Origin of the sequence: Pannonibacter sp. I15F10I1 (genome assembly GCF_900185665.1) — a bacterium.
Classification (GTDB): Bacteria; Pseudomonadota; Alphaproteobacteria; order Rhizobiales; family Stappiaceae; genus Pannonibacter; species Pannonibacter indicus.
Genome location: NZ_FYAN01000002.1, coordinates 252,356 through 271,783 on the forward strand (window position 1 = coordinate 252,356; position 19,428 = coordinate 271,783).

Annotated in this window: 18 protein-coding genes; 4 read left to right on the forward strand and 14 right to left on the reverse strand. The window is 64.1% G+C overall.

The features are described from left to right. Positions 1-31: 31 nt before the first annotated feature. Positions 32-1,192 carry a GTP-binding protein gene (locus IF10I1_RS01095; RefSeq protein WP_186415571.1) on the reverse strand — a complete coding sequence of 387 codons (1,161 nt, stop codon included), beginning with the start codon at positions 1,190-1,192 and terminating at the stop codon, positions 32-34. 242 nt (positions 1,193-1,434) lie between these two features. Here IF10I1_RS01095 and IF10I1_RS01100 point away from each other — a divergent pair, with 242 nt between their 5' ends. Continuing rightward, complete coding sequence (locus tag IF10I1_RS01100) at positions 1,435-2,616, forward strand: pyridoxal phosphate-dependent aminotransferase (protein WP_186424319.1); 1,182 nt, start codon at positions 1,435-1,437, stop codon at positions 2,614-2,616. A 331-nt stretch (positions 2,617-2,947) separates the two neighbouring features. Here the strand turns inward: IF10I1_RS01100 and IF10I1_RS01105 are convergent, their stop codons facing one another. The 11 genes from IF10I1_RS01105 to IF10I1_RS01155 form a co-directional block, all read right to left on the reverse strand. After that, complete coding sequence (locus tag IF10I1_RS01105) at positions 2,948-4,036, reverse strand: LacI family DNA-binding transcriptional regulator (RefSeq protein WP_082205876.1); 1,089 nt, start codon at positions 4,034-4,036, stop codon at positions 2,948-2,950. 149 nt (positions 4,037-4,185) lie between these two features. Then, positions 4,186-4,713 (reverse strand): OmpA family protein, encoded by a 528-nt coding sequence (locus tag IF10I1_RS01110; RefSeq protein ID WP_208977523.1) that lies wholly within the window; start codon positions 4,711-4,713, stop codon positions 4,186-4,188. A 101-nt stretch (positions 4,714-4,814) separates the two neighbouring features. Further along, positions 4,815-5,723 carry a DMT family transporter gene (locus IF10I1_RS01115; RefSeq protein ID WP_058898725.1) on the reverse strand — a complete coding sequence of 303 codons (909 nt, stop codon included), beginning with the start codon at positions 5,721-5,723 and terminating at the stop codon, positions 4,815-4,817. Positions 5,724-5,949: 226 nt separating this feature from the next. Continuing rightward, positions 5,950-6,474: a MarR family winged helix-turn-helix transcriptional regulator gene (locus IF10I1_RS01120; RefSeq protein WP_186424320.1), complete on the reverse strand. Its 525-nt coding sequence runs from the start codon at positions 6,472-6,474 to the stop codon at positions 5,950-5,952. A 111-nt stretch (positions 6,475-6,585) separates the two neighbouring features. Then, a complete protein-coding gene (locus IF10I1_RS01125; RefSeq protein ID WP_050472379.1) occupies positions 6,586-7,173 on the reverse strand; it encodes an NAD(P)H-dependent oxidoreductase in 588 nt (195 codons plus the stop codon). Further along, on the reverse strand, positions 7,170-7,754 hold the full coding sequence (locus IF10I1_RS01130; RefSeq protein WP_186415569.1) for an NAD(P)H-dependent oxidoreductase: 585 nt from the start codon (positions 7,752-7,754) through the stop codon (positions 7,170-7,172). Before IF10I1_RS01130 ends, IF10I1_RS01125 begins: the two co-directional genes overlap by 4 nt. A gap of 182 nt (positions 7,755-7,936) precedes the next feature. Then, positions 7,937-9,343, reverse strand: coding sequence for an FAD-binding oxidoreductase (locus tag IF10I1_RS01135; RefSeq protein WP_122522106.1), 1,407 nt, complete (start codon positions 9,341-9,343; stop codon positions 7,937-7,939). Then, a complete protein-coding gene (locus tag IF10I1_RS01140) occupies positions 9,340-10,692 on the reverse strand; it encodes a cytosine deaminase (protein WP_186391724.1) in 1,353 nt (450 codons plus the stop codon). Before IF10I1_RS01140 ends, IF10I1_RS01135 begins: the two co-directional genes overlap by 4 nt. A gap of 1 nt (position 10,693) precedes the next feature. Further along, positions 10,694-11,563 (reverse strand): ABC transporter permease, encoded by an 870-nt coding sequence (locus tag IF10I1_RS01145; RefSeq protein ID WP_099052090.1) that lies wholly within the window; start codon positions 11,561-11,563, stop codon positions 10,694-10,696. Further along, positions 11,560-12,396 carry an ABC transporter ATP-binding protein gene (locus tag IF10I1_RS01150; protein WP_186391723.1) on the reverse strand — a complete coding sequence of 279 codons (837 nt, stop codon included), beginning with the start codon at positions 12,394-12,396 and terminating at the stop codon, positions 11,560-11,562. The genes IF10I1_RS01145 and IF10I1_RS01150 overlap by 4 nt, the downstream gene beginning before the upstream one ends. A gap of 123 nt (positions 12,397-12,519) precedes the next feature. Beyond that, entirely contained in the window at positions 12,520-13,524 is a 1,005-nt protein-coding gene (locus IF10I1_RS01155; RefSeq protein ID WP_186391722.1) for an ABC transporter substrate-binding protein, read from the reverse strand. A gap of 337 nt (positions 13,525-13,861) precedes the next feature. Between IF10I1_RS01155 and IF10I1_RS01160 the strand changes: the two genes are divergently transcribed. From IF10I1_RS01160 to IF10I1_RS01170, 3 genes are all read left to right on the forward strand, one after another. Beyond that, entirely contained in the window at positions 13,862-14,251 is a 390-nt protein-coding gene (locus tag IF10I1_RS01160) for a RidA family protein (protein WP_186391721.1), read from the forward strand. Positions 14,252-14,348: 97 nt separating this feature from the next. Then, positions 14,349-15,371, forward strand: coding sequence for a GSU2403 family nucleotidyltransferase fold protein (locus IF10I1_RS01165; protein WP_123195186.1), 1,023 nt, complete (start codon positions 14,349-14,351; stop codon positions 15,369-15,371). Positions 15,372-15,485: 114 nt separating this feature from the next. After that, positions 15,486-16,829, forward strand: coding sequence for an 8-oxoguanine deaminase (locus tag IF10I1_RS01170; protein WP_186391720.1), 1,344 nt, complete (start codon positions 15,486-15,488; stop codon positions 16,827-16,829). A gap of 249 nt (positions 16,830-17,078) precedes the next feature. Here IF10I1_RS01170 and IF10I1_RS01175 read toward each other — a convergent pair whose 3' ends face one another. Next, positions 17,079-18,227 carry an MFS transporter gene (locus IF10I1_RS01175; protein ID WP_186391719.1) on the reverse strand — a complete coding sequence of 383 codons (1,149 nt, stop codon included), beginning with the start codon at positions 18,225-18,227 and terminating at the stop codon, positions 17,079-17,081. Between the two features lie 105 nt (positions 18,228-18,332). Further along, positions 18,333-19,334 carry a putative metalloprotease CJM1_0395 family protein gene (locus IF10I1_RS01180; protein ID WP_186391718.1) on the reverse strand — a complete coding sequence of 334 codons (1,002 nt, stop codon included), beginning with the start codon at positions 19,332-19,334 and terminating at the stop codon, positions 18,333-18,335. Positions 19,335-19,428 lie beyond the last annotated feature (94 nt).

Consider the following 19,428-nt stretch of genomic DNA (forward strand, 5'->3'; position numbering starts at 1 on the left):
TCAGTCCTTCAATGGCTCTCGTGGCTGTCCGTCAGGCGGCGCAGGCGTCGAAGCTCTGCTTCAGGGCGTCGAAATCCAGCTCGCGGCCGATGAAGACGAGGCGGCTTTCGCGCGGCTCGCCGTCCTTCCAGTCGCGCTGGTGATCGCCCTCGACGATCATATGCACGCCCTGAATGACATAGCGCTGCGGATCTTCCTTGAAGGCCAGAATGCCCTTGAGACGCAGGATCTTCGCACCATCGCTCTGGGTGACCCGGTTGATCCAGGAGAAGAAGACATGCGGGTCCAGCTCGCCGGCGCGAAGCGAAATGCTGCGCACCGAATGCGGATCATCATGATCATGGTGGTGGTGATCATGATCGCAGTCCGGACCGCAAACATGGTCATGGCCGTGGCCGTGATCGTGGTGATGGTGGTGCCCATGATCATCATGATGGTGATGGTGATCATGGCCGCAATCGGGGCCGCACTCGTGATCATGATCATGGTGGTGGTCATGGTCATGATGGTGATGATGACCGTGGCCCGTGTTGAGGAACTGCGGGTCCAGCGTCAGGATGCGGTCGAGGTCGAAAGCGCCCCGGTCCAGCACCTTGCCAATGTCGATGCTGCAGCGCTCGGTCTTGTGACGCACCGCATAGGGGTTGATCTTGTGAATGCGCGCCTCGACGGCGGCCAGCTCTTCAGGCGTCACCAGATCGGTCTTGTTGATCAGGACGACATCGGCAAAGGCGATCTGGTCTTCCGCCTCGGAGGTATCGGCAAGGCGCTGCAGCACGTGGCGGGCGTCAACCACGGCCACCACCGCATCCAGGCGAGAGGCGGCGCGCACATCGTCATCCATGAAGAAGGTCTGCGCCACCGGGGCCGGATCGGCCACGCCGGTCGTCTCGACGATGATGGCATCGAAGCTGCCGCGGCGCTTCATCAGGTTCTGCACGGTGCGGATCAGATCGCCGCGCACGGTGCAACAGATGCAGCCGTTGTTCATTTCGAAGATTTCTTCATCCGACTCGACCAGCAGGTCGTTGTCGATGCCGATCTCGCCGAATTCGTTGACGATCACCGCATATTTCTGGCCGTGATTCTCCGACAGAATGCGGTTGAGAAGCGTCGTCTTGCCGGCGCCAAGATACCCGGTGAGAACGGTAACGGGGATCTGCTTGGACGCGGTGCTGGCATCGGTGCTCATGGCGTGAAGTCCTGTTTCCTGAAGCGGATCGCGGCTGCCAGCGGCAACTGGCGCAGCAGCGGCGAACCATAAGAGGTGATGCGTTTGGCGGCAATATAGGTAGTCCAAAGGCAAAGATCACCACTTCAATGTAAATGCGGAACACAATGACGCGCTTCCGCCCTTGCGCAGCGCCCGCCCCGCCGCGATCCTGCGCAACAACAGGCGGGGAGGAACGGCACCGCTGAAGCAAGGGAGAGGACATGCTCAGGACCATCGACGCCTTTGACCGGATTGGAGAGGAAAACGCCTTTGCGGTGCTTGCCCGCGCCAATGAACTGGCACAGCAGGGGCGCAGCATTATCAATCTGGGCATCGGCCAGCCGGATTTCCGCACGCCGGAGCATATCGTCGAGGCGGCCATCAAGGCGCTGCGCGACGGCGAGCACGGCTACACCGGCGCCACCGGCATCCAGCCCCTGCGCGAGGCGGTGAGTGCGGACATTCACAAGCGGGTGGGTGTTTCCGTCAATCCGGACAATGTGGTTATCGTGCCGGGCGGCAAGGTCACCATGTTCATGGCCATCCTCATGTTCGGCGCGCCGGGCACCGACATTCTCTACCCCGATCCGGGATTTCCCATCTACCGCTCGATGATCGAATTCACCGGCGCCCGGCCCGTACCGGTGCCGATCCGCGAGGAGAACGGCTTCGGCTTCTCGGCAGAGGAAACCCTCTCGCTGCTGACGCCGCAGACGCGGCTCGTCATCCTCAATTCCCCCGCCAACCCGACCGGAGGCATCACCGGACGTGCCGAGATCGAAAAGCTGGTGAAGGGCCTGACGGAGCGGCCGGACATTGCCATTCTCTCGGACGAGATCTACGGCCAGATGACCTATGACGGGCAGGAGCATGTGTCGCTGCTGGAGTTCGAGGCAATCCGCGACCGGGTGATCCTGCTCGACGGCTGGTCCAAGACCTATGCCATGACCGGCTGGCGCATGGGCTATGCGGTGTGGCCCGATGCCCTGATCACCAAGGCGCGCAAGCTCGCCGTCAACTGCTGGTCCTGCGTCAATTCCCCGGCCCAGTTCGGCGGCCTTGCCGCCCTCACAGGCCCGCAGGATGCGGTGGCGGCGATGGTCGCGGAGTTCGATGCCCGCCGCAAGCTGGTGGTCGAGGGGCTGAATGCGCTGCCCGGCATTTCCGCCCGCACGCCGCTGGGCGCCTTCTACGCCTTCCCCAACATCAAGGCGACGGGCTGGAAGGCCAAGCCGCTTGCCTCAGCGCTGCTGGAAAAGGCAGGCGTTGCCACCATCGGCGGCCCGGATTTCGGCATTCTGGGCGAGGGCTACATCCGCCTCTCCTACGCCAATTCCCGCGAAAACATCAGCCTGGCGCTGGAGCGGATCCGGGAGTTTCTGGAGCGTGAAAAGCCGGAGTGAGAGCGCTGCTGCCCGGCACTGGCAGGGAAAAGGTACCGAGTCGCCCCGGCCAAGCGCAGCGCGAGCCGGGGACCACTCGTTTGCAGAGAGGTGACGGCGCACACATGCGGCGAGGCAGACCGGCCAGCCTGTGCCTGCCGCAGACACAGGCAAATCCATCGTAGCTCTGGAAGCGTGTGGTCCCCGGGTCTGCGCTTCGCTCCGCCCGGGGCGACACTGATACCAAGGCGCTGAGATGCTGACGCATCACGCCTTGAATTTGCTCAAACGCCGCACGGGCTTTACCAGTGTGTGGCGCGGCTTCGCCCTCCTCCACACCTTCAAGATACCTCTAAAGCTTGCTGCCCAGCCGGACGCCGGGGGGCGGGGAGCTGTCGCGGATCTTCAGGTCCGGCGGGATCAGATGCAGCGTGTTGGGCACGCGCTCGCCGCCGATCTGGCGCAGGATGAGGTCGGCGGCCCGGCGGCCGATTTCATCCGGGTGGCTGGCGATGGTGGTGAGCGAGGGCGTGCGTGAGGCCGCGCCATCCACGTCGTCGTAACCGGTGACGGCGATATCCGGCCCCGGCTCCACACCGGCCCGCCGCAGAGCCGGCATCATGCCGAGCGCCACCAGATCATTGAAGCACATGACGGCGGTCGGGCGCTCGCCGGTGGAGAGAATGCGCGGGGCAGCCTCACGGCCATCGGCCTGGGTCATCAGTTCGGGAATATCGATCTGCGTGTCCGGGTCGATGCCCGCTTCCGCCAGCGCCTTGCGCCAGCCGGCATTGCGGTCGCGTCCGGTGGAGCTGCCGCGCCGCCCGCCCGCCATGGCGATATGGCGGTGCCCCTGTGCGATCAGATGCCGGGTGATCATTTCCCCGCCCAGCTCATCGTCGCCGCGCACGGCCGGCGCCCTGGCGCCTTCCACATCACGGCACATGAGCGTGACCGGGATGCCCTGATCGGTCAGCCGGTTGATCTCGTCCGCCGTGGTGCCGACGGAGGAACACAGGATCAGCCCGTCAGCGCGGTGCTGCATCAGCGCGTCCACAAAGGCGCGCTGGCGCTCCACATTGTCCCGGTGGTTGCAGATGAAGACCATCTGCCCCTGTGCTTCCAGCACGTCTTCCAGAGAGCGGAAGATTTCGGCGAAATAGGGATTGATGATGTCATGCACGGCAACCCCGACGATCTGCGTCTTGGCGGTGCGCAGGGAGGCGGCGGAGCGGTTGTAGATATACCCGACCTGGCGGGCCATTTCCTTGATCTTGTCGCGGGTGGCCGAGGCCACCAGCGGCGAATCGCGCAGAGCAAGCGACACCGTGGCCGTGGACACACCAAGCCTGTCGGCAATGTCGCTGAGTGTCAGCCGTTTGCCGCGCGGCGTGTCGTCACCGTCGCCACCCATTTCGTCACGGGGCGTGTCTGCACCCATACGTGCCGTCCCTCACATGCGCCAAAGCAGTTCCGGCCCACTTGCGGGGAACCAGCCAGACAAAAGGCTGATAGACCGGCAAGGCCCTGAATCGCAAGTTCTATCGAGCATGCGGGGCGCAGGCGCGAAGCGCAAGCCATGCGGCGCACTTAGCGGCCAAACCGTTTGAACTGCGGCGCACTGTCGTCGAACTCGTTGCGCAGGTTGACCGTGACCTGACGGCTGAGACGGGCGCAGTCCTGCGGATCACAGTCGGTCTCCGGCCGCTCGATGCCATAGCCCTTGAACCACAGCCGCTGCGGATCCACACCCAGCGCCACCAGCTTGTCAAAGACGGCCTTCGCCCGCTGTTCGGACAAGCGCTTGTTGGCCGCCTCTCCGCCGGGGTCATCGGCGTGGCCCTGCACCTTGGCGAGCCACTGCGGATAAATATTGAGCCAGGCGGCCTGCCGGATCAGGATGGCTTCGGCCTCTGGATCAATGGCCGCCGAGCCTTCGGCAAAATGAATGCGGCGGCCCGCATTCAGCATGAACTCTTCCTCGCTGCCCGGCTGAAACCCGGCGGCCTCAGCCGGTGTTTCTGGCGCCTGCCCGTCCGTCAGGCCAAGCCCCGTGCAACCGGCCAGCGGCATGGCGAGCACCAGTGCCCGCAGTCCTGATAAGCCCCATCCCCGCACGAAAAATCCCCCGATCTTCGCCAACCCCTTGCAGGAGTTTCAGAGCATCCCTGCTGCGGGGCGTCAATGGAAAAGACTGGGGAGATCCGGCAAGCGGAAGCCTAACGCTTTTTGACGATCTGCTCGCGGTAGAGAATGTAGAGCCCGGAGCTGACGACGATGGACGCGCCGATCAGGGTGGAACTGCCCGGCAGGTCGGCGAAGACAAGGTAGCCGAGGCTGATCATCCAGATGATCTGCACATAGGTGAAAGGTGCCAGCACCGAGGCAGGCGCACGGCGGTAGGCGCCGATCAGGATCCAGTGGCCCAGTCCGCCCAGAACACCGGTGGACAGCAGCAGTCCCCAGTGGAACAGGCTGGGCGGCGCCTGCCACACGGAAATGCCGCCCGGCGCCATGGCAAGGGACGCCACGGCTGCCGGAATGATCAGCATGCTGAGGGTGGAATCAGTGGCCGAGAGCATGCGCGTCAGCAGCGTATAAAGCGCGTAGCAGACCATCGACAGCAGCGAGTAGATCACCGCCCAGTTGAGCGGGCCGGAACCGGGCTGCACGATGACGAGAACACCGATGAAGCCGACGAAGACCGCCGCCCAGCGCCGCGGGCCAACCTTTTCGCCCAGCATCGGCACGGCCAGCGCCGTCACCAGAATGGTCCCGGCAAACATGATCGACATGGTTTCGGCCAGCTGCAGATGCCGCACGGCGAGGAAGTTGAAGGAGGTGTTCCCGAGCAGGCAGAAGCCGCGCAGGATCATCAGCACCGGCCGGTCCGTGCGGAAATATTCCGGATGCGCCCAGATGCGGAACAGGAAGAAGGCCAGCACCATGTGCGTGACGAAGCGCACCCAGACGACCTGAAACGCCGGCAGGTCACGGACCAGATATTTCGCCGTGGCATCAAGGCCTGCAAAAAGGAAGCAGGCAAGCAGGAGCATGCCGATACCGATAAGCTGGCTGCGCGACTCCTCACGCTGCCCCGGGCCGGATCCATCCGGAGTGCTGGTCATGGATTTTCTTCCAGAAACGCCCGCGCCAGAACCGGCGCGGCACTCACACCTTAGAGTGAGTGCCCGGCGAACGGAAGCCCACAAACAGACCGAACGGTACGGTTCGCCCTGCCCTTTGGGTATGGCAGCCTTGCAGGGAGCCGCTGCCAGCGATCAGCGGCTCCTGAGCGTGCAAACCGGGCGGACGGGCCAGATCCCGATGAGGGAAGGCTCACCGGGAAGGGTCTCAGCTTTCCGCCGTTGCCAGAGCGATCACGGCTGCCTTCGGCGCATCGTCCTCATCCGGCTCCAGCAGCTCTTCGTCGCCTTCATCGTCATCGAGAGACAGGGAGAGGTTCTTCTCGATCTGGCGCAGCAGCTTCTTCAGGCGCTTGCGGTCCTTGTCGTCAAGACCGGCGATGGCTTCCTTTTCGAGCCGCTTCCAGGCCTTGTCGACGGCCTCGATCCGGTCACGCCCCTCATCGGTGAGGAACACGCGGGCAAGGCGGCCGTCGGTGTCGGAGATCTGGCGGCGGACGAGCCCCTGTGCGGACAGGCGGGGGACCATCTTGGTCACGGTGGGCGGCTGCACGCCCAGCGCCAGCGCCAGCTGGCTCATGGTGCGGCCGTCGCTGTCGGCCAGCACTTTCAGCACCAGCTCCTGCCCCGGATGCAGGCCCGCACGCATCAGATGGGTGCCGGCGCGTGCCCGCTGGGCCTTGGCCGCCTGCAGCAGGCGGAAGGTGACGCTCTTCTTGTAACTGAATGCCATGATCGCTCGCTCCGCAGTGGAAATGGCAGGCACGGCACCCAAAGCCGGACGCCGATTCGCCGGAACCCTAGCCGCGTTGTTTAACCGTCAAATGACACCCGGCACCCCGGCTCAGAATTTTGCGAGCCTTCTTGCAACTTTTTTTACATAACGGTCACGGCTTTCCTGCGTGGAACTGTCCATCCTGTAATGCGCGAGGTAAAGCGTCTTGCAGCGTGGCGCGCAAAGAGCGCGCAGGCCCCGCATGATGGTCTTGCGCCCCGGTTCGCCCATCAGCTTGGAAACAAACCAGCTTGCCCCGCAGGTGGTGACGATGGCGATCTTGCGGATATGCTGCATTTTCGGCCGCATTCCCGTGTGTTCGGACGGCATCTCGAAGGTGACATGCGGCACCCAGACCCGGTCAAACCAGCCCTTGAGCATGGCCGGAAGCCCGAACCACCAGGTCGGATAGACAAACACCATCATGTCGCACCACAGGATCGCTTCCACATGCGCCTTTACCGGCAGCACGTTGCTGTCCACATCGTGATAGCCGCGCCGCTCGTCCGCGCTCATCGCCGGCTGAAAGCCCTCGGCATAAAGATCGAGCAGCCGCACCTCATGTCCGGCCTGCTTCAGCACCGAGACAACGTGATCACGCATGGAGGCGTTGAAGCTTTCCGGGACGGGATGCGAATAAACGACGAGTGCCTTCACCTGTATGCCTCCATCACCTTGCGGACCCTGCCGAGAAATCCGCCGCGCTGCGCACCGTCTGCGCGGTTCATGTCATAAAGCGCCAGATAATCCACCCTTGCCCCCGGCTTGATCACGGCGCGCAGCACCCGTGTGCCCACCTTGCGCGGCGGATCGCCCACCAGCAGCGCCCTGAGGCGCGAGCCGCCATAGGTCGTGACAACGGAAAGCCTGCGGATATTGTGCAGGATGGGCACGACCTTGCCATTGCGCAGGCCAAAGGAGACGCCGGGCAGGAACACCCGGTCGAAGAAGCCTTTCAGGATCGCCGGATAGCCGAAGTTCCACACCGGATGCACGATCACCAGCGCCTCGGCCGCCAGCAGCCTGTCGACATAGGGCGCGACGGCCTGCCGGTTCACATCAAGGTCATGATAGGTCAGCCGTTCTTCCCGGCTGAGGCGGGGATCGAAGTCTTCCTTGTAGAGATCAAGGTCATCGACCTCATGCCCCGCAGCCTGAAGCCCCTCCAGAACAAGTGCATGCAGGGCTGCGGAAAAGCTGTCCTCAACCGGATGAGCGAAGAGCACCAGAACACGCATCGGACTGTCTCACACCTCCTGCCTGTTGCGCCGGACAGCCGGAAGGGACGGCCCTTCCTGTTTATTGAGGAAGGGCGGCCAAACGGGCGGGGCTGCAAAAGAGAAAACCGGACTTCAAAGCGGCCTGCCCGGCAGACCGGTGCCCGGGCCGCCTTGCAAGGGCCCGGACGGAGTTTTTTGCCTCAGGCGCGGGCAAGGCCCGGGAAGAGGAAGACCTTGCCACTGCGGAAATCATAGGACGGGTCTTCCCAGGCGATCATCTTGCCCGGATTGAGCAGACCCTTGGGATCTGCCTGCCGCTTGAAGGCCAGCTGCACCTCGTCGGTCTGCTTCATGCCGCCCTCTTCCAGCGTGTAGCGGTGCGGGTTGAAGATCGGGCAGCCGCCTTCCTCATGCAGGCGGATGATTTCGTTCAACCGCTCTTCGGAGGTGTAGCGCACGATGGGCAGGCCGAAGCAGGTGATCTTGCCGTCAAACCGCACGAATTCCAGATGCCCCGGCACCTCGTCACCGAAGAGGTCGCACATGCGGCGCACCTTCTCCACGTGATCGGGGAAGGGATAGAGCACCTGCAGATAGGTGATCGACGGATCGACCCGCAGCCCGCGCAGCGTGGTGTGGTTCCAGGCGAGCTCATAGGCCGGCGGCAGAGCCTTGCGCGTCGCCTCGTCCGCCAGATCCGAACGGTAGAGGATCGAGGCGCGCCGGTCTGCTGCGGTGAAGGCGGCAAAGGCGTCCATAGCGAAGGACGCCACCATGACCACCACCACCGACTGATCGCGGCGGATGTATTTCTGATGCCGCAGGAAATAGTCATGCGGCACGGGCGCTGCGATGGGGGCGATCTCCTTGACCAGCAGGCCGTCCTGATTGCCCAGCGCATCGGCAAAGCGCACGCCGTCCATGAAGGCATCGAAGCCGACGACCACGTCCACCCAGTCATAGGCGGCCGTCAGCGGCATCTCCACTTCGGTGATGACGCCGTTGGTGCCATAGGCATGCATGACCTTGTGCAGGTCATGGCCGGTCATTTCCAGCACCTGCGGCTCGGCTTCCATGGTGATGACGCGCAGGCGCAGCACATTGCCAAGGTCGCGCAGCCCGCCCCAGTTGATGGAACCGACGCCACCGGAGCCACCGGCAATGAAGCCGCCGATGGTGGCCGTGCGGTAGGTGGAGGGATGCAGCCGCAGCTCCTGTCCGGAATGGGCGCGGGTCTCGTCATCGATCTTCGAAATGATGGCGCCCGGCTCCACCACCACAACGCCGGGGCGGATGGACTTCACCTTATTCATTTCGGCCAGATTGAGGATGACGCCGCCGGACAATGGCATGGCCTGACCATAGTTGCCGGTGCCTGCGCCGCGCACCGTCACCGGCACGTCCTGCGCATAGCAGGCCTTCAGAACCTCGATCACCTCCGCCTCGGACTTCGGCGTTACCACCAGATCGCCGGTCACGTGATCCAGCTGCTGCTTCAGCACCGGCGAGTACCAGAAGAAATCCCGGCTCTTCTGTTTCACGATCTGCGGATTGTCCTCCATGGCAATCCCGGCAAGGTCCGACTTCAGCTTCTCGAGCGCACTCATTCTGCAGCTCCCCGTTCAAGTGTCACGGCATTGGTCATCAATGGGTCGAGTTCGCGGTAATCCGGCAGGGTCATGTCGATGGTCCGGCCATGACGCAAAACCGCCTTCAGCCCATGCGGGCGGGACAGAAGCTCCCCCCAATTGCGGGCGCGCAGCAGCACCATGTCGGCAGGCGCGCCTTCCGTCAGACGGCCGAGATCAGACCGGCCCAGCAGCTGCGCCGGCGTCCGGGTCACCGTGTTGATCCAGTCGCCGAAAGGGTGATCCAGCTGCAGGATGCGCGTTGCCTGGGTGTAGACCTCGATCAGGTTCATGTCGCCATAGGCATAGAAGGGATCACGGGTGTTGTCGGAGGCAACGGCCACCGGAATGCCGCGCGCCTTCATCTCATGCAGCAGCGTGACACCGCGCCAGCGCGGCGTGCGCCCGGCCTGCCTGTCCTGCAGATACATGTTGCACATGGGCAGGGACACGATGCCGAGCCCGGCCCGCGCCACCAGATCCAGCGTGCGGTCAATTTCGTCCGGCTCCTGCAGCGCGAGGGAGCAGCAATGCCCCACCACCACCTGCCCCTTAAAGCCGTTGCGGGGGGCCGCTTCGGCAATGTGGCGCAGGGTGCGGGCGCCCGTGTCGCCGGTTTCATCCGCATGGAAGTCGAGCGGCAGGTCCCGTTCGGCAGCGGCGCGGAACATGGCGTCCAGATGCTCGTCGAGACGCGGGATCATGTAGGTGACCGCCCCGAGCACGCCCCCGGCGCGGGACACCCGGTCCGCCATGGACGTCAGATAGCCATCATCCGCATCCAGCCGGTCGATGCCGAAGAGGCACGCCGCCTGCAGCTCGATCCGGCCCGCCCAGTCCTCGCGCACCTCCTGGAACACGGGCCAGGAAATCGTCTCCTGCGGCGGCAGGCTGTCGAGATGGGTGCGGATCAGTACCGTGCCCTGCGCATAGGCGCAGCGCAGCGAAAACTCCATGCGCGCCCGCACATCCGCCGCCGTCCAGTTGGCCATGCGGTCCTCTCCCACCGCCATCAGCGCCCCCATGAAGGTGCCATCCGGGTTGGGACGGCGCGGGGTGATATGGCCCTTGTCGAGGTGGGTGTGCATGTCGATGAGGCCCGGCAGAACCATGCCGTCATCGAGATCATGGCAGTCGCCGCAGGGCGCCGCCGGAAGGCCGCCGGAGGGGCGGATCATCTCGATGCGGCCATCGCGCACCTCGATATCCACCTGCACCAGAGCGGCAGGATCGCTGCCTGCAACATGTTCAGGCAGGAGGGAGGCGGGCACTCTTGCCCGCTGGAAACGGGCCGTGCCGCGCACCGGGGCCTTCAGCAGCCAGGTCATGTCAGTTCTCCCTGCGGATGGCGCTTTCGTGCCAGCGCCGCAGCAACAGATGCGAAACAAGGCTGGTCGCCGCGAAGATCACTACACCCGTCAGAGACAGGAGGATCAAGGCCGCAAAAAGCCGCGGAATGTTGAGCCGGAACTGGCTCTCCAGCAGGCGGTAGGCAAGGCCGGACTGCGCCCCGGCGGAGCCTGCGGCAAACTCGGCGACCACGGCGGCAATCAGCGCCAGCCCGCCCGCAATGCGAAGGCCTGCGAGAAAGTAGGGCAAGGCCGCCGGAAGCTTCAGATAAAGCAGCGTCTGCCAGCGGCTCGCGCCATAAAGCTCGAACAGGTTCAGGAGATTATGATCCGTCGACTTCAGCCCCTGCGTCGTGTTGGACAGCACCGGAAAAAAGGCGACGATGAAGGCGCAGATCAGCAGCGCGGTCTGCGTGGTCGGCGCATAGATGAGAATGAGCGGCGCAATGGCGACGATCGGCGTCACCTGCAGGATCACCGCGTAAGGGTAGATCGCCAGCTCGATCCAGCGCGACTGCGTCATCAGCACGGCCAGCCCCACGCCGCCCACCAGAGCCAGCAGCAGGGCGGTGAGGGTGATCTTCACTGTGACCCAGAGCGCACCGGACAGGGTGCCCCAGTCATTGTAGAGCGACTGCGCCACCCGGGCGGGGCTGGGCAGGATGTAATGCGGCACGTTATAGGCGCTGACATACCAGGCCCAGGCCAGCACCAGCAGCCCCAGCATCAGCACCGGAATGGCGATGCGCAGCAGCCGCCCCGTCAGATCCGGCCCGCCGGAGACGGGCGAAAGCGCCGCAGTCTGCGCAGATGCAACGGGCGCCGCGGCCTCTTTTTCAACCACTGTCATAGATGGTCCCTCACATCCATGGCCGCATGCAGGGCCGCCGAGGTCTGGCGGCAGTAGTCGTTGTAGACGGATGACGTGCGGAACTCCTCGTCCCTCGGATAGGGCGCATCCACCGCCAGATCACTCACCACCCGGCCCGGCCGGGCCGCCATGACGACGATGCGGTTCGACAGATAGACACTCTCATAGACGGAGTGTGTGACGAAGATGACCGTCCAGCCGAACCTCTCCCACAGCCGCAGGAGATCATTGTTCAGCTTGAAGCGGGTGATTTCATCCAGCGCCGCGAAAGGCTCATCCATCAGCAGCAGCTTGGGCCGTGTCACCAGCGCGCGGGCGATGGAGACGCGCATTTTCATGCCGCCGGAAAGTTCGCGCGGATAGGCCTCATGAAACTGGCCGAGCCCGACCATCTCCAGCGCTTCGCTCACCCGCTCGCGTGCGGCCTCCTTCGAAATGCCCTTGAGCCGCAGCGGCAGCCAGACATTGGCAAAGACGGTGGCCCAGGGCATCAAGGTCGGCTCCTGGAAGACGAAGCTGATTTCCGGATGGGCCTTGCCGAGCGCGTCATGATCCGAGGTCGGCCATTCCAGCGTGCCGGAAGACGTGTCGCCAAGACCGGCAATGATGCGCAGCGCCGTGGACTTTCCGCAGCCGGAGGGGCCCAGAAGGCTGATGAACTCCCCCTGCCCCACATCCAGCGTCATATCCTTCAGCGCCACGGTGCCGCTGGAAAAGACCTTGGAAATGCGGTTGAGGCGGACAAGCGGACGGGAAGAGGCAGCATGGGGCGCGGCTGCGGCCAAAGCCGCAGAATGAGACAATTCGGACATGCCCTGACACAGGCTCCCTGACAGACGGACAACAGGACACCGGCTCACGGACGCATTGACTGCATCACACGAGCGGCGGCTGGCAGCAGGCGGCACGCGAATGCCGCCCGCCGGAACAGCTTGTCATTTCTTCAGGTTCATGCCCACGCCCTTGCAGACGAATTCCGTGGTGTAGATCGACTTGATGTCGATCCCGTCCTTCACCACACCGGCCTTGACCATGCTGTCATAGAAGGCCTGCTGCTTGGCGTCCGTCATGCAGCCGATGCCCTTTTCCAGCGCCTCGCCCGATTCCACGAGGCCGAAGGACTTCATGGTTTCGATGGAGAAGGCGATCTGGTCGTCCGTCATCTCCGGGTTGTCTTTCTTGATCATCTCATTGGCGGCTGCATTGTCGCCGTAGAGATAATTGTACCAGCCCTCGATGGTGGCATCGACGAAGCGCTGGGTCAGGTCCTTGTTGGCCTCAACGTAGTCCTTGCGGCCCTCGATGAGGGTGGAATAGGTCTCGAAGCCATAATCCGCCAGCAGGAACAGCTTCGGCTTGAAGCCACCTTCCGTCTCGATGGCGAAGGGTTCGGACGTGATATAGCCCTGCTGCGCCGATTGCTTGTCGGCCAGGAACGGGCCCGGGTTGAAGGCATAGGGCTTGTACTGCTCATCCTTGAAGCCCGGATAGGCCGACTTCATCCACTGGAAGTAGGAGGCGAAGCCATCCGTGCCCATGAAGATCGTGGGGAGCTTGGCCAGGTCTTCGAATTTCTCCAGCCCCGCATCGGGATGAGCGATCAGGACCTGAGGGTCCTTCTGGAAGATGGCGGCCACTTCAACGACCGGAATATCCTCTGCCAGCGCATTGAGCGGCTGCAGCATGTTGCCGGCCATGTAGAACTCGACCTTTCCGGCCAGCATCAGCGCCCGGCTGGCCGCTTGCGGACCGCCCTGCACGATCTCGACCTTCAGGCCATATTTCTCGTAAGTACCGTCCGCGACCGCCTGATAGAAGCCGCCATGTTCCGCCTGGGCCAGCCAGTTGGTCGCGAACTTGATTTCATCCAGAGCAAAAGCCTGACTGGACAGCACGAGGCCAAGGGCCGCAGCCCCGCCAAGAGAAGTCAAAAAGCGCATGTTGTCTTCCGCCTCCGTATTGCTTTTTAAAGCTCTGCCGCTGTGCCTCCTCAGGCCCTTGGAGCGGTTCAGGCAATCACGCTGAACTGATGGTGCAAACCCCATGCCAGCCGCTTCAACGCCTTGACCGGCGCCCCCGGCGGCGGTTTCCCGTCATTCGCCTGCCGCACAGGCAGCCCCGCCCCCTCCGGACCCTGACCCGACAGGCGTAAGCTTGCACAAACAGCAGGCATTTGCCACTCGGTTCAGCATGCACAACCCTTGCGCAACTGCAAAACCGGCTGCACTCTGGCTTGCACAAATACGCCGACTTTCCAGCAGGACTGCCCAAAGCCTCATGTCAAATCCCGTCACGCCCACCACCATCCGCACGCCCTTTGCCCGCTACAGCCACGGCATCGAGGTGCCCGCCGGCCACAGGCTGGTCTTCACCTCCGGCCAGCTTGGCATCGGCCCGGATGACGTGATCCCGCCCGGCGTGGAGGCGCAGACGCGGCTTTGCTTCCACAACATCCGCGAAATCCTCGCAGCCGCCGGCATGAGCCTTGCCGACATCGTTCGCATCAACGCCTTCGTGACAGGGCGCGAGCACATGCCCGGCTACATGAAGACCCGCGACGAGTTCACCGCCACGCCGCCCCCGGCCTCCACCCTGATGATCGTCGGCGGCTTCACCCGGGAGGAATTTCTGGTGGAAGTGGAAGTGATCGCCGCAAGAGCGGACTGAGCTGCACGGAATACCGATGTTCAACAAAAATTATTTTTGTTGAACATCGCTGAAAATGCTATGCTCAACAAAATTTCCATTCGTTGAACATGAGCCCATGCAAAGGCATTCTCCGGTCAGTCACGCAGCCTATCACGATCTCCTGCGCTCCCTGCTCGATGAGGCAGTGGCCGGACTGAGGGGTACGCCGACGCGCGTCACTCGCAATGGCAAGGCCTATTGGTATGACACCTACCGGGTCGGCACGGATGTGCGCAAACACTATATCGGCGAGGACAGTGAGGCACTTCAGGCCCGCATTGCCCGTCATGAGGCGCTCAAGGAAGAGGCGGAGGCGCGCCGGAAGGAGCGGTCGCGGCTGATCCGCCTGCTTCGGGCTGAAGGTTTTCTCGGCACGGATGGCGCAACCGGCAGCCTGCTGGCGGCCATGGCAGGTGCCGGAGTATTCCGGCTGGGCGGCACGGTCATCGGCACCCATGCCTTCAGGCTTTATGAAGGGGAGCTGGGTGTCCGCTACCGCTTCGACCAGACGGCCATGACGCAGGATATGGACATCGCCAGCTTCGAGCGGCTTTCCCTCTCCCTGTCACAGGATGAGCAGGTCTCCACCTCCATGCAGGATGTGCTTTCCGGCTTTGCCTTTGATCCGGTGCCGAGCCTTGATCCGGGCCGGGTCTGGCGCTGGCGGCAGACCCGCAACGACACTCAGGTGGAATTTCTCACCCCCTCCTTCCGCCCGGAGGAAGATCTGCGCCCGCTGGAAGCGCTTGGCGTCAGCGCGCAATCGCTGCATTTCCTGAATTACCTCATTGCCGCGCCTATTCCCGCTGCCGTGCTTTACCGCTCCGGCGTGCTGGTGCAGATCCCCCGGCCGGAACGCTTTGCCATTCACAAGCTGATCGTGGCAGACCGGCGCCGCGAAGGGCCGGGAAGCCTGAAGGCGCGCAAGGACCGGCTGCAGGCCGCGTTTCTGATCGAGGCGCTGGCCGAAGACAGGCCCGATGATCTGGCAGAGGCCTGGGAAGACGCACGGGGCAATGGCCCCAAATGGCGCGAACGCCTCGACAGAAGCCTTGAAGCTGTGCCAGAAACCCGCGCGCGCATTCATGCCTGCCTGTAGCACTAGAGGCCTGCAGGCAGGGTGCGTCCCCGGTGAAATCCTGTGCGGAACTCGGGCGGGCCAGTGCCTGCCATCCAAGCCCGCAGGTCCAGCTTCAGAAGGACCAGACCGGACATGCGTTTGTGGATCAAGGACCCGATTGCCATTCTCGCCGAAGGGGCGGAACGGGGCATCGTCGTGGAAGACGGCATTATCGTGGAACTGGTGGGCCGGGGCCGCGAGCCCATGCTGCCGGTTCAGGCCACCTTTGATGCCTCGCGGCACGTGGTCATCCCCGGCCTCATCAACACCCATCACCACTTCTACCAGACGCTGACCCGCGCCCATCCGCAGGCGATCAACAAAGAACTTTTTCCCTGGCTGCAGGCGCTCTACCCCATCTGGGCGCGCAATGTGACACCGGAAACCTTCCGCCTTGGCACACGGCTGGCGCTGACGGAGCTTCTGATGTCCGGCTGCACCACCGCTTCCGACCATCACTATGTCTATCCGGCCGGCCTTGAGGCGGCGATGGACATTCAGGCCGAAGAGGCCGAACGCCTCGGCATCCGCATGACCATCACACGCGGCTCCATGAACCTCAGCCAGAAGGATGGCGGCCTGCCGCCGGACAGCGTGGTGCAGGATCAGGACGAGATCCTGGCCGACTGCGAGCGGGTGCTGTCAAAGTTCCACGACCGCTCGAAGGGCTCGATGCTGCAGGTGGCGCTGTCGCCCTGCTCGCCCTTCTCGGTGACGCGGGAGCTGATGCGTGAAAGCGCGGCGCTGGCCGAGCGTTTCGACTGCCGCCTGCACACCCATCTGGGCGAGACCCACGACGAGAACAGCTATTGCGTCGAGAAATTCAGCTGCCGTCCGGTCGATTATCTGGAAGACTGCGGCTGGCTGACAGACAGGGTGTGGCTGGCCCATGGCATCCATTTCACCGATGACGAGGTGAAGCGTCTCGGCCATGCCTGCGTCGGTGTCTGCCACTGCCCCACTTCCAACATGGTGCTGGCCTCCGGCCAGTGCCGCACGAAAGAGCTGGAAGCGGCCGGCTCACCCGTTGGCCTTGGCGTCGATGGCTCGGCTTCAAACGACAATTCCAACCTGATGGAAGGCCTGCGCCACGCGCTGATGATCAACCGCCTCACCTATGATGCGGCCTCGATCACCCATCACGACGTGTTCCGCTGGGCAACGGAAGGCTCCGCCCGCTGCCTTGGCCGCGATGACATCGGCGCCATCAAGGTGGGGCTGATGGCGGATCTTGCCTTCTACACGCTGGATGAGCTGCGCTTTTCCGGCGCGGGTGATCCGCTGGCCGCTCTCATCCTCTGCGGCGCCCATGCCGCCGACCGGGTGATGGTGGGCGGCACATGGCAGGTGACGGACGGCCAGCCGCATGGCGTCGACACCGCCCGCCTGCGCCACGAGCACGGCGAGGCGGCAAAGCGGTTTCTGGAAGGCTTGTAAGGCATAGGCGCAACGCCGCGCTTGTAACGGGCTCCGCCCCTTGCCTCGGCGTCGCCCCGGGCGAAGCGAAGCGCAGACCCGGGGCCTACTCGTTTGCAGAGAGAGGCTTGCTTCCACAGTCTTGCGGCAGGCACCCGGCCGGAGCAGGCCTCCGCGCCACGCGTCAGTTTCACCGCTCTGGAAACGAGTAGACCCCGGCTAGAAGGCCGGGGTGACGGCCTCGGGAATGGCACCGCCGTGCGCAGTCCTTTAGGCCTCGCGGTTGACCTTCAGCGTTCCAGCCAGAAGCGGGATCAGCAGGGCCAGCAGGGCCACCACAAGGAAGGATGTGCGCAGCGACAGGGCGTGGCCGATGAAGCCCAGCACCGGCGGACCGAAGAGGAAGGCGCCATAGCCGAGCGTGGCGACGGAGGCCAGCGCCGCGCCCTTGGAGGTGCCAGGTTCTGCCGCAGCGCGCGACATGGCGAGCGGGAAGATCACCGCATTGCCGAGACCCATGATCAGGCATGCGGTCCAGATCACCCAGACAGGTCCACCCATGACCAGAAGCGCAGCGCCACTCACCGCCGCAATGCCGCTGATCCGCGCCACCGGCACCGGTCCGAACCGGGCGATCAGTTGATCACCGGACAGGCGCATCACCACCATGGCCACGGAGAACACGGCAAAGCCGACCGCAGCCGTCGAACTGTCAAAGCCCAGTTCCTGGATCTGATAGAGCGCGGCCCAGTCGGTGATGGCACCTTCGGCCAGCGCCGCCACCAGCGCCATGATGCCGGCAAAGAACAGCGCGCCACGCGGAATGGCGAAGAGCGGCGCCTTTTCGCTGCCCTTTGCCGCCCGCTCGGATACCCATGGCGTGCGGTGGACCCACAGGACCACGGCCAGCAACAGTACGCTCCAGCCCAGAAAATGCTGCGGCACCGTCAGATCCAGCTTGAGCGCAACCGCCCCCACTCCGGCACCAACGCCCGCACCGAGGCTGTAAAGCCCGTGATAGGAGGACATGACCGGGCGGCCCAGCGCCTGTTCCACCTCGACGCCCCAGGCATTCATCGACACGTCGAGGCAGCCCATCGAGAATCCGAAGAGGAACGCAAGGGGCGCAATCACCACGACCGAGGTGCCGAAGGCAAGGCTGGCGAACAGGGCCAGCGTGACGGCGACAGCCACCTTCGCCATGCGGGCGCCACCCCACACGTCGACCATGCGGCCCGTCACCGGCAGGGAAATGAAGGCGCCCGAGGCCATCACCAGCAGCACCATGCCGAAGCCGCTCTCGTCAACGCCAAGGATGATCTTGATATCCGGGATACGCGAAGCCCACACACCGATCATGGTGCCAATGACGAAAAAAACCACGCCAACAGCATGGCGCGCACGGCGGATAGCAGACATCGGAACTGATCCTGAAAGGGAGCCGCCAGCAATGGAGCGGCATAGAGGTGCCCGCTAACTAGGCAACCGGGCAGACGCTTGCAAGTGAAGATATGGTGACGCGGCTCAGGCCACAAGCCCCGGCGGAGCACTGGAGCCGCCACCGCCAAAGAGGGAACGGGCCTGTTCATAGGCCGTGCGGGCCGAAGCCCGGTCGGCGCGGCGGCTGTCTTCCTCACGCGGCGCCTCACGGGCTTCTTCTCCGGCAGGGCGCCGTTCATCCGCCGGCGCGGCATCGCCGGATCCTTCGGCCTCATCGCCGCCGCGCAATTCTTCGGCAGCCTGCGCCCGCATCTCGGCCTGAGCCTCCTGCAGGCTGGCACGGGCCTGCTGGGCAACACGCAGGTCCTGCGAGGAGGGCTCGGCGGGGGCTAGGGCAGCACGGATGACGATCTGCATCTTGCGGGCGGTTGCTTCCGGCGTGCGCTCCTTCGAAGTGTCGATCTGCACCTCGCCGCCAACGGCATAGCGCTTCTTGTCCGGCCCCTGCTGGAAGGTGTAGCTGGGCGCACCGGCATAGGCGCCACCCACCCGGGCATGAGCCTGCTCATGCGCCCGGACTTCCCGGTCGCGGGCCTGAAGTTCCTTGACCTGCTTCTCCTGTTCCTCGGTCAGTTCGGACGCACCGGCCGCACCGCGGCTGCCGGTGCCTTCATCCTCCTCTGCAGCGGGCGAACCGCCGGCAGGAGAGGAAGCTTGAGCGCTGGCACTCCCGTCACGCTGCTGCGCCCCGGCAGAAACTGTATCCTCTTCGCCGGCAGATCCGCTGCGAGCACCTGTTGCAGATTGGGCCTGCGGCTCTTCACCCTCAGCACTGCGGCTGCGGCGGACATCGCGCAGGCTGCTGCCGTCCTCGTTCAATCCTTGAAGAAACTGAACCGCATCCGCGCGGAGCGTCGGGGCGGCGCCCGAAAGTGCGGCCGTGGCCTGTGTGCTGGCCGCACTCCGGCGTGCAGCATCCTCCCGCCCCTCGCGTTCACCTTGAGGGGCGGCGTCCCGTATGGCAGCAGACACCGGATCGGCACGGGAGCCAATGCCGGCGGAAAGTCCTGCAAGCACACTCACCATACCGCAAAAGGTACTGCTCCCCGATTGCCGGTTTCTTAACGGGCGTTAAGTCATTTGATCAGATTTGCGTGAGGCGGAGCATCGGCAAGCCTGC